The organism is Acinetobacter sp. P1(2025) (assembly GCF_051390655.1).
GTDB lineage: Bacteria > Pseudomonadota > Gammaproteobacteria > Pseudomonadales > Moraxellaceae > Acinetobacter > Acinetobacter junii.
The window spans coordinates 1-14025 of record NZ_JBPKBJ010000083.1 but is presented as its reverse complement, the minus strand read 5'-3'; the positions used below and the strand labels follow the sequence as shown (position 1 = coordinate 14025).

11 protein-coding genes and 3 pseudogenes are annotated in these 14025 nt (G+C 43.9%); 4 read left to right on the top strand and 10 right to left on the bottom strand.

The features are described 5' to 3' along the window. Nucleotides 1-481: 481 nt before the first annotated feature. Nucleotides 482-712 (top strand): IS5 family transposase, encoded by a 231-nt coding sequence (locus ACSC97_RS15665; RefSeq protein WP_004656998.1) that lies wholly within the window; start codon nucleotides 482-484, stop codon nucleotides 710-712. A gap of 38 nt (nucleotides 713-750) precedes the next feature. On the opposite strand, the gene ACSC97_RS15660 is transcribed toward ACSC97_RS15665, so the two are convergent. The 3 genes from ACSC97_RS15660 to ACSC97_RS15650 form a co-directional block, all read right to left on the bottom strand. Continuing rightward, nucleotides 751-1965, bottom strand: coding sequence for an NAD(P)/FAD-dependent oxidoreductase (locus tag ACSC97_RS15660; RefSeq protein ID WP_001193555.1), 1215 nt, complete (start codon nucleotides 1963-1965; stop codon nucleotides 751-753). Nucleotides 1966-2051: 86 nt separating this feature from the next. After that, nucleotides 2052-3434: a cytochrome P450 gene (locus ACSC97_RS15655; RefSeq protein WP_009516417.1), complete on the bottom strand. Its 1383-nt coding sequence runs from the start codon at nucleotides 3432-3434 to the stop codon at nucleotides 2052-2054. Nucleotides 3435-3492: 58 nt separating this feature from the next. Then, nucleotides 3493-3813, bottom strand: coding sequence for a 2Fe-2S iron-sulfur cluster-binding protein (locus ACSC97_RS15650; protein WP_004658513.1), 321 nt, complete (start codon nucleotides 3811-3813; stop codon nucleotides 3493-3495). 216 nt (nucleotides 3814-4029) lie between these two features. Here ACSC97_RS15650 and ACSC97_RS15645 point away from each other — a divergent pair, with 216 nt between their 5' ends. Beyond that, on the top strand, nucleotides 4030-5109 hold the full coding sequence (locus ACSC97_RS15645; RefSeq protein ID WP_005071493.1) for an AraC family transcriptional regulator: 1080 nt from the start codon (nucleotides 4030-4032) through the stop codon (nucleotides 5107-5109). Nucleotides 5110-5349: 240 nt separating this feature from the next. Here the strand turns inward: ACSC97_RS15645 and ACSC97_RS15640 are convergent, their stop codons facing one another. The 3 genes and pseudogenes from ACSC97_RS15640 to ACSC97_RS15630 form a co-directional block, all read right to left on the bottom strand. Next, a complete protein-coding gene (locus ACSC97_RS15640) occupies nucleotides 5350-5703 on the bottom strand; it encodes a recombinase family protein (protein ID WP_009516421.1) in 354 nt (117 codons plus the stop codon). Nucleotides 5704-5820: 117 nt separating this feature from the next. Beyond that, a pseudogene (locus ACSC97_RS15635) lies at nucleotides 5821-6039 on the bottom strand (ATP-binding protein); the annotation flags it as partial. A 16-nt stretch (nucleotides 6040-6055) separates the two neighbouring features. Continuing rightward, entirely contained in the window at nucleotides 6056-9022 is a 2967-nt protein-coding gene (locus tag ACSC97_RS15630; protein ID WP_004726714.1) for a Tn3-like element ISAcsp1 family transposase, read from the bottom strand. A 94-nt stretch (nucleotides 9023-9116) separates the two neighbouring features. On the opposite strand from ACSC97_RS15630, the gene ACSC97_RS15625 reads away from it, so the two are divergent. Further along, on the top strand, nucleotides 9117-9725 hold the full coding sequence (locus ACSC97_RS15625) for a recombinase family protein (protein ID WP_004726718.1): 609 nt from the start codon (nucleotides 9117-9119) through the stop codon (nucleotides 9723-9725). Between the two features lie 232 nt (nucleotides 9726-9957). Here the strand turns inward: ACSC97_RS15625 and ACSC97_RS15620 are convergent, their stop codons facing one another. The 3 genes from ACSC97_RS15620 to ACSC97_RS15610 all read right to left on the bottom strand — a co-directional run bounded on the left by ACSC97_RS15620 (nucleotide 9958) and on the right by ACSC97_RS15610 (nucleotide 12519). Next, nucleotides 9958-10179 (bottom strand): hypothetical protein, encoded by a 222-nt coding sequence (locus ACSC97_RS15620; RefSeq protein WP_001986288.1) that lies wholly within the window; start codon nucleotides 10177-10179, stop codon nucleotides 9958-9960. 33 nt (nucleotides 10180-10212) lie between these two features. Beyond that, on the bottom strand, nucleotides 10213-11412 hold the full coding sequence (locus tag ACSC97_RS15615) for a tyrosine-type recombinase/integrase (RefSeq protein WP_000059658.1): 1200 nt from the start codon (nucleotides 11410-11412) through the stop codon (nucleotides 10213-10215). Nucleotides 11413-11805: 393 nt separating this feature from the next. Continuing rightward, nucleotides 11806-12519, bottom strand: a complete 714-nt coding sequence (locus ACSC97_RS15610) for a phosphoribosyltransferase (RefSeq protein WP_001986287.1) — start codon at nucleotides 12517-12519, stop codon at nucleotides 11806-11808. An 857-nt stretch (nucleotides 12520-13376) separates the two neighbouring features. On the opposite strand from ACSC97_RS15610, the pseudogene ACSC97_RS15605 reads away from it, so the two are divergent. Beyond that, nucleotides 13377-13913: pseudogene (locus ACSC97_RS15605) on the top strand (hypothetical protein); the annotation flags it as partial. Nucleotides 13914-13952: 39 nt separating this feature from the next. Here ACSC97_RS15605 and ACSC97_RS15600 read toward each other — a convergent pair. Continuing rightward, nucleotides 13953-14025, bottom strand: a pseudogene (locus ACSC97_RS15600) (type II toxin-antitoxin system HipA family toxin); the annotation flags it as partial.

Genomic DNA, 14025 nt, shown 5'->3' with positions numbered 1-14025 from the left:
TATAAATGGGTAATGTACAAGTTGCTGTAGAAGCATGTTTAGTTCGTCTGATCACAGATACTTTATAAACTATTTTAATACTTTTTTGAATCCGTCAATGCGTAAGTCCTATGTTAGTTTTTTTACATTAGAGTGTGTTGACGTTTGAAAATATTGATTGCAAATTGGAGGCAGACTCAGAGAATTAAAGCTCTCCCCATCCGAGTCCACCATGCCACGCTTTATGCTGAACGACCAACATTGAGCAAAGATTTCTCCTATGCTCAAGCAACAGGACATTGATCACAAACCAAATTTACGGCTCACCGTAGAAGCCATGCTCTACAGAATGTGGGTGAAATGTCCATGGCTAGACCTACCTCCTGACTGAGTTTGGTCAGCAGCCTAATCTCTACAAAAGATACAACGACTGGTCAGCAAAAGGTTTTTTCCAAAGCATACTCAGGGTTTTATCTACTGACTCTGATATAGAGTAGGGGTTATGGATAGCAATTACGTCAAGGCACATCAACATAATGCACGTGCTGCAACTCACGATCAGGAGGCGATTGGCTTAAGTCGAGGTAGCAAGACAAGTAAGATCCATCTTGCCGTAGATGGGTATGGATTACCCATCGTGTTTGCGATCACGGGTGGTGAATTACACAAAGCCAAAGCTGCACCTGACTTGCTCTCACAGGTATCTATCGATGCCATTCTGATTAACATCTGAATCAGCGTAATGCAAATCTAGCCTGATGTAGTTTTAAGCTACCCCATCAACGCCTGTACCGCAATCGACTCATCCGCCAACCGCAGTGGATCGACCGCCGTACCAGCCGTGATCAGCTTTTTGCTTAGCATAAACTCCTGCGGACGATTCACACAATCCGCCGCAATCAGGCGACCCGCCTGCAAATAAAACGCTGCAAAGCTACGCCTTTGCTGCACATCACCCCGAATCACGATCTGATCATACCCCTGACTGAGTCCCGCAATCTGCAACTTTAGATCATACTGATCTGACCAAAACCAAGGCAAACTCTTCGAGGTCCGCTGTAAGCCACACAAGGTCGCCGAGGCAATTTTGGCCTGTTCATTGGCGTTTGGTACCGACTCCAAGCGCATCCGCCGCTGATAAATCGGATTAAACGCATTGGCACAATCCCCGATGGCCACAATCTCTGGCGCACTGGTACGGCAATACTCATCAATCACAATACCATTGTCCACCTGCAAGCCCGCGTCCAGCGCCAACTCGATATTCGGTACAACCCCGACCCCGATGATCACCAGATCTGCATCGAACATCGAACCATCGGCACACAGCACCGCTTGCGCCCGCCCCTCACCCGTGATCGCCGTGACCGACACACCGGTATGAATCGTCACACCCTGTTCGCGATGAATCCGCGTATAAAAGTCCGACACTTCCGGTGCAGTTACCCGCTGCAAAATCCGCTCGGCGGCTTCCAAGACCACCACCTGCATGCCCTGCTCGGTCAATGCGGCGGCTGTTTCAAGACCGATATAGCCACCACCGATCACCACTGCTTTGCCGTTGGGTTGTACAAATGGCTGGATAGCCTGTACATCGCTGATATTTCTAAGATAATGCACACCTGCCAAATCAGACCCAGCCAGCGACACCGTCCTGACTCGTGCACCGGTACACAGCGCCAACTGGTCATACGCAAGCGTACTGCCATCTTGTAGTGTCACGCTGCGCGCTGCCCGATCAATCGCAACCACCCGCCCGTGCCGAAATTCGATCTGATTTTTTTGATAAAAAGCGGCTGGCCGAATCAATAACTCATCGACCAGTTGTGCACCGCATAAAAAGGTCTTGGACAACGGCGGTCGATGATACGGCAAATACGGCTCATCGCCGATCACCACAATCTCGCCCTGCCAGCCATCTGGCCGCAGACTTGCCGCCAACTGCGCCGCAGCATGACTTGCGCCAATGATGACGATTGTTTGCATATGAATTCACTCAGTTCATGGTTGATGCACAGCATCAATTGTTGCCGACGACAGTTGCAAAATGCCTCTGTCGCCTATTTTGATACCTACGCTTTGGCAGTCAGTTTGACCATCATCTTGGCATAGCCGCGCACAAAGTTAGACTGCACCAACTCTGGCTCACCCAATACCTCAATATTGTCGAAGCGAAGCAATAACTCCTCCCACAGAATCCGCAACTGCATCTCGGCCAAGCGATTGCCCATACAGCGATGCACACCAAAGCCAAATGACAAATGATTGCGTGCACCTTTACGATCAATCAAAAACGCATCTGGCTGTTCAATCACCCGCTCGTCACGATTGCCCGAGGCATACCACATTAAGATCTTGTCGCCCTTACGGATGGTTTGGCCGTGCATCTCGATGTCTTGCTTGGCGATGCGACGCATATACGCCAGTGGGGTCTGCCAGCGAATGATCTCGGACACCATATTTGGAATCAGGCTCGGTTGGTTTTTCAGTTTGACAAACTGCTCAGGAAACAGGTTCAGCGCATATACCCCGCCGGTCATGGAGTTCCGCGTGGTGTCATTCCCACCGACAATCAGCAAGGCCAAATTGCCCAAAAACTCCATCGGACGGTGAATCAAATCCTTGGTATCGTCATTGCTCAGCATTAAGCTAATCAAATCAAATCCCATCGGCTCACCTGCCGCTTGCTGAGCCGCCTTGGCATGCCACAGCGCGGCAAACTGCTTGGCCATATCAGCGGCGGCATTAAAAAGCACATCGTTGTCGCTAATCTCACCGCCCGTGGCTTCTGCGCTGCCCGCCAACGTATCAGACCAGTACACCAGCTTGTGCCGCTGTTCATACGGAAAATCTAACAAGGTCGCCAGCATGCGTGCGGTGATTTCTTTGGACACCCGCTCCACCCAATCAAACGGCGTATCGAGCGGCAAATCATCCAAAATCTCTTGTACCCGACTGCGGATCAGCCCTTCCATTTCTTTTAAATTTTTCGGTGCGACCACACCTTGTACCGCTTGACGCTGCACATCGTGCTTAGGCGGATCCATTGCAATAAACATTTCCACATCCAGTCCGGCGGGCGGCTTGCCAATCACAATCACCGGTTCCGCCGAAAACAGCTCGTGGGATTTGTCCACGAACACAATATCGTCATAACGGGTAATCGACCAAAATGCACCGAATGGACTGCTTTTTTGGTAATGAACAGGACGCTCGTCGCGTAGCCGCTTAAAGTATGACTGCCATTGATGCTGTCGATATAAAAACGGATTGCTCATATCGATGTCTTCGAGCTTGAGCGTGGCAACATCGGGGATTGGCTTTTCTACAAAATCAGGGAACGGTTGCGCCTGTGTCACCCGTTGCTTGACCTTTTGGAACACCTGCATGCCTTTCACTTGTAAATGCATGGGTATCGGCAGCAGGGCTGAAATTTGGTTTAGTGTGGCTTGCATGTTTTTCATGATTCATTCCTCAATGATGATGCTTAACAGCTGTTGAAATCTGCCGTCACTACATTTGAAACTCAGGCAAATGCACCACCATGCCATCCATTGCATCGGACAATTGAATCTGGCACGCCAAACGAGACGACGCCGTACCTTCTGGTACCATCTCTAGCATGCGCGCCTCTTCGTCATTGGGCTGTCCTGTCGCCGCCAGCCAAGCACCGTCAACGATCACATGACAGGTTCCACAAGCACATTCGCCACCGCAATCTCCATCAATGCCGGATACGCCGTGATCGATAGCCAGTTGCATCAGCGACTTGCCCGCTTCGATGTCAAGTACGGTGGCGGTACCGTCATACTCGATCAATGTAATTTGACCCATTATTACTACTCCTGTGTGGTATACGGTTGCTGGTGACGCCGATGAAAATAGCCATCCCTCTTTACTCATAATAGACATGTATCCATACTGCTTACAGGTCTCTTGTTGACAATATAGGGTCATTAAAAGACGATTATGGCGCTGTAGCCCCATCGTCGATTGCATTTTTCTAGTCGATGTTCTTTCATACTGGTCTGTTATTGAGGTGTTTGAGCCATGTTGCATCCAAGTCTGCTGACTGGTCTCGCCAGTACAAGTGAATCTGCTAATATCCCCTGTAGCTATACCCGTCTGATTGGCCTAGAGCTGGACTTGCAGGCGCGTGACCTACCTAAACTATTAAAATTCACCACGCTGACCGCTGAACAACTGATGCGTGACGACACGATGATCACGGCCAGCCAACAGATTCAAATCTTACAAAATAGCTTGGAGTTGTCCGCATCCGATCAGTTTGGCTTGCGTTTAGGGCAGCGGCTCACGCCGTCAACACATGGCTCGATGGGCTTTTTAATCAATAGCAGCCCGAACTTATTGGCCGTGTTACAAGCGTTTCAAACTTTTTTGCCGACCCGTATGAGTTTGATTAGGCTCGAAACACACACCAATGCTGAGTGGACGACCTGCTTGATTTTCTTTGAGCAGACCTTGAGTCATGCAGTACATCGGCTACTGTCCGAAACTGTTGCGGTGATTTTTTCGGAATGTGCCGAATTTATTGTTGGACGACCGCTGACCGAGGCGGTGATTCAGTTTAGCCATCCCGCCCCCGATCATCATGCCTGTTACGCGGATTATCTTGCCGGTACCTATCAGTTTGATCAGCCACAACTGTCGATCCGAGTGCCGACCGAGTTGTGCTTGATTGCCAATGCATCCGCGCAGCACGATAGCTATCTGCTGGCGATGCAACAATGCGAAATGATCCTCAACCGGCTCAAGACCCAACAACACAGCACCACCTACCAAGTGCAAAAAGCCATGCTGTCCTATCCGCTCGGGCAACTGAGTGAAGAGGATCTGGCTGCAGCCTTGTTTATGAATAAGCGTACGCTGGCCAGACGTCTGGTCAAAGAGAACACGAGTTACCGGCTGATTCGAGATCGGATTTTATCTGAGAAAGCCAGTAGTTATTTACATGACCCTCAAATATCGGTCGAGGCAATTGCCAGCTTACTGAATTACCACGACTCTGCTAATTTTCGGCGCGCGTTTAAACGCTGGTTTGGTGTATCACCAAGTGCTTATCGGCGAAAAATCACCCATCGGCAAGAAGAAAATGACCTGAGAGAATGAGGTTGTTCGTATGATTGTTAATACGTTGAAACATCAATACGCCCTAGAAAAATACCTTAAAACGCTATGTCAGAGATGGCAATCATATGGCAGCCCTCCACTTCCAATCCGATAACCTCAACTCAACCCAACGCTTGCAACCCGCTGTGAACTCTGTAGAGGTTTTAATTCCCATTGCAGCCCATCCACCGTCAATGTCTTCAGTTAGGGGTCGTCTCAGGAAACGGAAAATATAGCACGCTAAGGATTTTCACTCCGACTTCTTTTAACGATATCCAACACGGTATTTTTGCTTAGATTGACCAGCCGACCGACTTGTCGATAAGAGTGTCCAGCAGACACCAACTCCAACACTTTAGGTGCCAGACGATCTGACTTGGTACGTTGACCAGGACGACGACCAAACACAACGCCACGCGCTTGTGCCGCTGCTACACCAGAGCGCACACGTTCACGTAGTAAATCTCCCTCAAACTCTGCTAATGCAGACATCACAGAAGCCATGAGCTTTCCCTGAGATGTGGAAAGGTCAAACTGCAAACCTGTTTGTGCCACCAGAGATACCCCGAAATGCCCAAGATTGTTGACGCTCACTTAATATTGACCAGCGATGCTCGTTGAATATTGACCAGGCATTTAAGCAATGTAGCGTACTACACTGCTGTGGATAAATCGATCAATTGCTGTTGCTTTTTCTTCACTGATCGACGGTTAAAATAACTCTCCTTTCTCTGCTTCTCGTTTCTTTATACGCTGCTTGGCTTCCTCCGTGCTTTGCTTAAAACGATAGGATTCATTACCCGTTTCGATGATATGGCAATGATGAGTCAGTCGATCCAGCAGTGCAGTCGTCAACTTAGCATCACCAAATACATTGCTCCATTCCGAGAAGCTCAAGTTCGTCGTAATGATAGGGGTCGTCTCAGGAAACGGAAAATATAGCACGCTAAGGTTTTTCAATTGCGCGCAATGGCCTAAATTTTCCACCACCTATCTTGGCTTTGCTTCGCCATAGATAATCCCCAGTTAAATTGATGTGCTCCCACCCCAGCGGTGACAGATATTGCAGCAAGGTATCATCGACTGTGCGACCATGCCCTCGTAGGGCGTTAGTCGCTCTCTCTAAATAAACCGTGTTCCACAATACAATGGCGGCGGTCACTAGATTCAAGCCACTGGCTCGATAACGCTGTTGCTCAAAGCTTCGATCTCGAATCTCACCCAATCGATAAAAGAAAACGGCGCGCGCTAATGCATTACGGGCTTCACCTTTATTTAATCCAGCTTGAACCCGACGGCGTAGTTCTACGCTTTGCAACCAATCCAAGATAAACAGTGTGCGCTCAATACGCCCCAGCTCTCGTAATGCCAATGCCAAACCATTCTGTCGTGGATAACTACCGAGTTTACGTAGCATTAGCGACGCTGTGACAGTCCCTTGCTTGATTGATGCGGCCAGACGCAAAATATCGTCCCAATGAGTACGAATCTGTTTGATATTCAGTGTGCCGCCAATCATGGGTTTAAGTGCGGCATAGTCTATGTCTGACTTTGGAATATAGAGTTTCGTATCGCCCAGATCACGAATTCGTGGTGCAAATCGAAACCCTAGCATGTGCATGAGTGCAAAAACATGGTCGGTGAATCCAGCCGTATCGGTGTAGTGTTCCTCGATGCGTAAATCAGACTCGTGATACAGCAGCCCATCAAGAACATAGGTTGAATCACGAACGCCCACATTGATCAGCTTACTGCTAAATGGTGCGTATTGATCAGAAATGTGTGTATAAAATAACCTTCCAGGCTCTGCGCCATATTTTGGATTGATATGTCCTGTACTTTCAGCTCTGCCACCTGCGCGGAAGCGTTGGCCATCTGATGAGGAGGTAGTGCCATCTCCCCAGTTTTCAGCGAAAGGTTGTTTCAATTGAGCATTCACCAATTCGGCCAATGCCGTTGAATAAGTTTCATCACGGATATGCCAAGCCTGTAGCCATGAGAGTTTGGCATAAGTTGTACCAGGACATGATTCGGCCATTTTCGTCAGCCCTAAATTAATTGCATCAGCCAGTATGGTCGTGAGCAATAACGCTTTATCCTTCGCAGTGTCATCCGTTTTCAAATGAGTGAAGTGTCGAGTAAAGCCTGTCCATTCATCGACCTCCATTAATAATTCGGTGATCTTGATATGTGGTAACAGCATTGCTGTTTGGTCAATTAAAGTTTGGGCTGTATCAGGAGCCACGGCATCGAGAGGTGTTATTTTTAGACCAGATTGATTGATCATCGCATCAGGCAAATCGTTGGTCGCTGCCATGCGATTAATGATTGCTAATTTCTGCTCCAATAGTGAAAGGCGACTTTGCAAATATAGATCACAATCAGTAGTAATGGTTAGAGGTAACTCATTGGACTGTTTTAGCTGATTAAATTTATCAGCAGTCACTAAATACTCATCGAAGTCTTTGAATTGGCGAGAGCCTTGTACCCAGAGATCCCCAGCCCGTAGCGAGTTTTTAAGTTCAGATAACACACATATTTCGTAATAGCGGCGATCAATACCATCATCGGTAAAGACTAGTCTTGCCCACCGTTTTTTGATAAACGCTATTGGAGCATTAGAGGGGATTTTTCGTGTATTATCAACATTCATGCTGCGGAGCAACTCTACAGCGGCAAGCATATCTTTTGCTGCTGGGGCAGCACGCAATTTAAGTATGGCAAGAAGTTCTGGCGCGTAACGGCGTAAAGTTGCATAGCTCTCGCCAATTCGTGGTAAAAAATCAAAGTCTTCGGGTTGCGCCAGTTTTTCTGCCTCAGTAATACTTGCTGCAAAAGCATCCCATGAAATAACAGTTTCGATGGCGGCAAACGGATCACTGCCATTTTGCTTGGCATCTAGCAAGGCTTTCCCGATAAGCCCATACAAACGCACTTTGTCGTTGATCGCTTTACCTGATGATTGAAATTGTTGCTGGTGTTTATTTTTTGCGATAGCAAATAGCTTTCCAATAATGCGATCATGCAGGTCAATAATTTCGTCGGTGATCGTGGCCATACTCTCCACAACGATTGCTACCAAAGTGGCATATCGACGTTGAGATTCAAATCTGGCCAAATCAGCAGGAGTCATTTGCCCACCTTCGCGAGCAATTTTCAGTAAGCGATTTTGATGAACGTGTTTTCCAATGTCTTCAGGTAGATCGATGGCTTGTAAGCACTTCAGCCGCTCAATGTGCTCAAGCATGTACTTTGAGTTTGGTTTAGCTGGTGACTGTCTAAGCCACCCCAATATTGTCAGTTTGCTGCCCTCTTTACGGTTCAGCAAAGCATCTATATTTTGACGATGAGTTTCTGAAAGTGAGCTCGTCAAAGCAGTATAAATTATGCGGTTGGCAGATGTGATTGCTTCTGCGCAAATACTATCAATTGCATTTATAGCTGGCAAAAGGACTGATTTTTGTCGTAAATTTTCAACGAGAGTTGTGGCTAAAATAAGACCTTTATCTGTCTGAAGGGACAAATCCACCATCATATTGACCGATTGCCGATAGTCACTCAAGGTGAATAGTTTGAACCCAAAAACTTTTTTCAATTCGGCAATATGTTCTCGTCTTGTTTGCTCGCGCTGACCATAATCATTCCAGCAGTCCACTGATATACTAAGTTGAGCAGCCATCATGAAAAGTAAGGGTTTGAATGGTTCGTCGTTAATACCCAATATCACTCCAGGGTAACGCATGTAGCAAAGTTGAATTGCAAAGCCTAGCTTGTTGGATGCCCCTCGATGTTGATGGACTATGGATTTATCAGAATCACTCAGAGTGTAATGCTGAAGCATAAAAGCTCTATCATCTGGAATTTCGAACAGGCTTCCCAATTCCGTGGACGACAAAATAGAATGGCGCGGCATGGCTCATTAGTCCCAAATAAACTAAACTATTAAAGGTACATTATTTTGTACCGCCACGCTTAGCTTTGCGCTGCAATTTCGCAAGGAGGTTCAATTGGGACAGAATGCGGCCATTTATTGCCGAGTATCAACGAACGATCAGTCCTGCGAACGACAGGAATATGACCTACGTGCCTACGCCAATCGTTGCGGCTACGATGTTGTCGGTGTTTGGAAAGAAACTGCATCAGGCAGTAAGGATGAGAGATTGCAAAGAAAATACTTGATGACCATGGCGCAATCTCGTGAAATCGATGCCATCTTGGTGACGGAATTGACACGCTGGGGCAGAAGCACCGTGGATCTCGTACAGTCATTACAAGATCTTGGGCATTTCGGGGTATCTCTGGTGGCACAAACAGGTTTGCAGTTTGACCTTTCCACATCTCAGGGAAAGCTCATGGCTTCTGTGATGTCTGCATTAGCAGAGTTTGAGGGAGATTTACTACGTGAACGTGTGCGCTCTGGTGTAGCAGCGGCACAAGCGCGTGGCGTTGTGTTTGGTCGTCGTCCTGGTCAACGTACCAAGTCAGATCGTCTGGCACCTAAAGTGTTGGAGTTGGTGTCTGCTGGACACTCTTATCGACAAGTCGGTCGGCTGGTCAATCTAAGCAAAAATACCGTGTTGGATATCGTTAAAAGAAGTCGGAGTGAAAATCCTTAGCGTGCTATATTTTCCGTTTCCTGAGACGACCCCTATTTAAAAATACCGATTAATTCAAAAACATACCATTTACTGAATATATGAAGCATAGGTTCCTGCTCTATCACTCACTCGTACTAAAATTACATCGCTCTTTTTACTGATACTAAACAATTTATGTCCACGCCACGTTCTGCGGCTTCGAGGGCTAGTTTTTGTTGAACCACTGAGAACAAGGACAACAAACTGCCTACTATATTTTCCCGGAGAGTGGTGTAGGAACTTTTTCATTATTGCTAATCATATCAGCGACAACATCAGCAACGAGCTCCTCTATTCCTGAGAATGCTTTAGACTGATCCGCATCAAGCCAAGACAATGATGGAAACTCAGCACACAACCCAACATACTCATTATATTCTGCTGACCATGTAACACGGCAAGTATATTGTTTACTATCCATTTGAAACCCCATAATGTTTTAAGTCTATGTATAAAAGTACGATTTTCACTTAGCAGTACTTAAATAATCACCCCACCACTGCATCATTTCAGTCCGCTGGGCTAAATAGTCAGCGTGATTATAGCTGGCACGGGTACGGTTCTTATCAATATGTGAAAGTTGTGCCTCAATCCAGTTATCCTGGAACAAACCTGAGTCATTCAAAATGGTACTAAAAGTGGAACGTAGTCCATGAGAGGATAATTGATGTTTTCCATAGCCCATCTTACGTATAGCCATATTTAATGTATTAAAATGAATCGGTTGATTATGTTTCCGTGGGCTAGCAAAAATGTACTTTTCACCGTATGACCATTGCATGACGTCTTTTAAAATATCTAAAGCCTGATCTGAAAGTGGAACTAAGAAGTCGGGAATCTCATGGCCTAATATGACTTTTCGTCGAAACTGTTTAATATGCAAGGCAGGTATTTTCCAGATTTTTTCATTTAAATCAAAATGATGAGGCTCAGCCAATAACAATTCAGCCCCTCGCACGCCAGTATGTAATTTGAACAGCAGTGCTTTTTTAATAATCGGATGGGCATCCAATTTTAATAAATTTTTCTTAAAATCTGATATATCCTCCGCTTTCAAATACGGATAATTCTTCTTGATTTTACTGTTAATGGCGATTTTATTTAAACCATGCGCGATGTTGAATTCACAATAACCCATCGCTACAGCGTAGTCATAAATTTGGTTCAAATAACTACAAGCTTTTTTGACAGGTTCTTTTACTTGGCGTCCCTCTATTTTTTTGATTACTGAAACCAGGTCATAACGCTTGATGTTTTGAAAAGGTAAATCCTGAAGGTCTGGATAAATATCTTGCTGTAAACATCTTTCTGCTAACTGTAGTACACCGCAGCGGGGTGAATCATTAAATGCATTTTTCAGTTTGAACTGCAGCCACTCCTCCCCTACCTTACGAAAGGTGATGACATTAGAGACAGTATCATGCTCAAAACAATAATTATTGTCTTTAAAGTCATCTTTGACTTGTCGTGCCTTTTTCAGCGATAAATCAGGATAAAGCCCCAACTGAATGCGGCGACGTTTTTTTGTTTGTGGATCTGTATAGCGATAGCACCAAGATTTTCTTCCAGTCGGCTCAATCTTCAGGCTAAGTCCATCTTCATCGGATAAAAAACAAGTTTTTTCCTTGCAATGAGCTTGGCGAACTTTAATTTCAGTAAGACTCATGAAATTTAAATGAAACCTATCAGCGGATTGACGAGATCCATTATATCAAAATAGAAGAAAATATATATGATGCGTACACTACGCATCATATATATTTGTAATATATTGTTTTATATATTTAATATTTTAAGTATTTGTATTTTAGTAACCATTATAAGTACCACCTCTTCTTTAAGTTCCCAACAACTCACTTTTTCTGTCATCAATGTTAAATAAGTCTTGTGCTTTAAATTCTTAGATGACCTCCTCTACCCTTTATTATCATTTTTATAAAAGTAACTATATGTACTCATTAAAATTTGTAGAGCTCAAAAACAAAAAAGACCGCTATATAGCAGTCTTTTAACTTAATTAAATAATAATTAATTCATTTTCATCATAAGTGCATAAGCATCACGTTTGTTTTGACGCAATGATTCTATCTCGGACTTCGTCAGCTGTTTTACGAGAGTTGAGGATATACTTTGCTTCCCACTCTGTGAGCCTTTCGAAATCGTACCCGTAAATCGATTTCCACCATGCTTCAAGATTACCATATACATCCCTCAATTGCTGAAGAGTTTCTTTACTTAGAGCTAATTGTGATGAGTATTGTTTACCCGTCAGTGCATATGCTCCAATAACTTTATTCGTCCCAGTTGTTTCAATATGACCTTTTAATGCTGCAAAAGTACCACCTTGGGTCTGGGTATCATCAACAATAATAACACATTTATCATTGTTTATTGTCCCATCAAATGCTGGTGGGTTGGCTAATCTATGCCACCCATCACCGCCAGTTCTTGATACTTTTATAGCTTGAACTATATTCGTATCAACTTCAAGCCCAAGTTTCTTTGCTATAACTGCTGAAGTAGCTAAAGGAATCATATTACGACCGACTGCTTCCTCAGCATGTACAGGTACTATAATAGTTTCCCGACCATCGATAATTCTTTCTAGTTCAGCAATCGCCTCATCCGAAACTAAATCTTTAGCTAAAATATACGCACTTTCAACATCCCCTGCTTTAGCAGCTTCATACATGTAATGAGAGGTTGCATCTCCAAGACCACGGTCAATAACCGTTTTAGGAAACATATTCCAATCTGTGCGATATAACTTCATATTTTTAAATAAGTTTTAATGATGGCTAGCATTAAATTTTACACTAAATTTACCGCTAGCATCTCTTGGATATTATTTTTCGTATCAGGCAGCACTCTCAAAAGCCGTTTGTTTGGACAGTCCCCATGATCATACACGAGGCAGCTTCAAATACTTATGGGCCCATCCTATCCAGTTGTATCTTCTTGCATCACATGAATATTGTATACTCATTTTGACTACTTGAAAATTATGGAACAACGTCAATAAAAACAATAACTCTAGAGTCTTTAGTCGACATTCCTAAAAAGGTAAATTCAACATTTCTTTCCATATCATTTCTTTGTGTCTCTGGATGAACAAAAGAAACATAGCTTATTTCAAAGAATCGGGCTAGGGTTTTTATGCCAATGATTTTGTTCTCTTCATTAGCAATTAAAACATCTAATTCCAGATCAAACTCTTCTAATTATTTAATTAAATCTTTAACTTTCATTTTACTATCAACCTCTATGAATTATTTAAAAAATTAGCACAATGAAACTTGTGAAAAAAATGGATTTGAACAAAATTTTTTAGCAAAAAAAGCATAGCAACCAGAAAAATCTTTCCAGCAATCAACAAAAATATCCCCGTGTGCTTCCAGTTTACAACATTTTGACTACCACACTGCCCACAGTAGTAATAATAGCCTTTGATACGGCCACCGCATTCAGGACAATTTTTATGATTAATGAATAAGTTACTCAACGTCTCTTCTCCAAAATTCTTATTATCAAGTTGTAAGTGAAGATAGCACACATTTATAAAAATGTCTTTTTTAAAACATCAAAAGATGTTATAAAAAAGACATTCGCTACTTTAGGATAACTTTTAAGATGAATTTAAATCTCCTTGATGAAGAATCAATCCAACCTTCTGAACCCACGCCATGTGATTTTTTCAAAGGTGAAAATGCTATCAAAAAAGCTAAACAGTTAGGATTACCTGATCTCGAGTTAGTCAGAAACGCAATTATGATCGGTGATGCTGACTATAGAACAAATACTCACTATAACCGTGCACGCTTTATTGCACGATGGGGAAAAATTGGAGAACAGATTGCTTTACTGCTTCGACAATCTGATCCTGCTTGGATATTCCACAATGACAGCCAGCCAAGAATTGAGAATACAGTAAAGAAAATACAAATTATCTTTATGAGCGGGAATATTGCATTGGGGTTAGCTGATCAAGTTGTATCAGCACACTGTGAAAAAGGATTAATGACATTAAATAATATTAAGGAGAATCAGTCTGCTTATGATGATGAGACAAAATTGAGAACATGGATTTTATACTTTCCTTCAGCATCACATCCAGCCTATAAAGACATTGATATCCCAAATATTCCTTTTGAATTTGCATACCCAACTTGAACCGTACCGGGTTTGTCGGAGACTTTTTTATTTAAGTTAGGCCACCTGACCTAACGGGTTAATCTTATCATAGTACATTGCTTCAAACTCAAAAGGCGACACATAACCC

What these genes read in the sequence shown, in the direction of transcription:
- ACSC97_RS15615 (WP_000059658.1), bottom strand. Translation starts at nt 11,412, where the DNA reads ATGAGTCTTACTGAAATTAAAGTTCGCCAAGCTCATTGCAAGGAAAAA.
- ACSC97_RS15655 (WP_009516417.1), bottom strand. Translation starts at nt 3,434, where the DNA reads ATGCAAGCCACACTAAACCAAATTTCAGCCCTGCTGCCGATACCCATG.
- ACSC97_RS15665 (WP_004656998.1), top strand. Translation starts at nt 482, where the DNA reads ATGGATAGCAATTACGTCAAGGCACATCAACATAATGCACGTGCTGCA.
- ACSC97_RS15650 (WP_004658513.1), bottom strand. Translation starts at nt 3,813, where the DNA reads ATGGGTCAAATTACATTGATCGAGTATGACGGTACCGCCACCGTACTT.
- ACSC97_RS15610 (WP_001986287.1), bottom strand. Translation starts at nt 12,519, where the DNA reads ATGAAGTTATATCGCACAGATTGGAATATGTTTCCTAAAACGGTTATT.
- ACSC97_RS15630 (WP_004726714.1), bottom strand. Translation starts at nt 9,022, where the DNA reads ATGCCGCGCCATTCTATTTTGTCGTCCACGGAATTGGGAAGCCTGTTC.
- ACSC97_RS15620 (WP_001986288.1), bottom strand. Translation starts at nt 10,179, where the DNA reads ATGGGGTTTCAAATGGATAGTAAACAATATACTTGCCGTGTTACATGG.
- ACSC97_RS15645 (WP_005071493.1), top strand. Translation starts at nt 4,030, where the DNA reads ATGTTGCATCCAAGTCTGCTGACTGGTCTCGCCAGTACAAGTGAATCT.
- ACSC97_RS15660 (WP_001193555.1), bottom strand. Translation starts at nt 1,965, where the DNA reads ATGCAAACAATCGTCATCATTGGCGCAAGTCATGCTGCGGCGCAGTTG.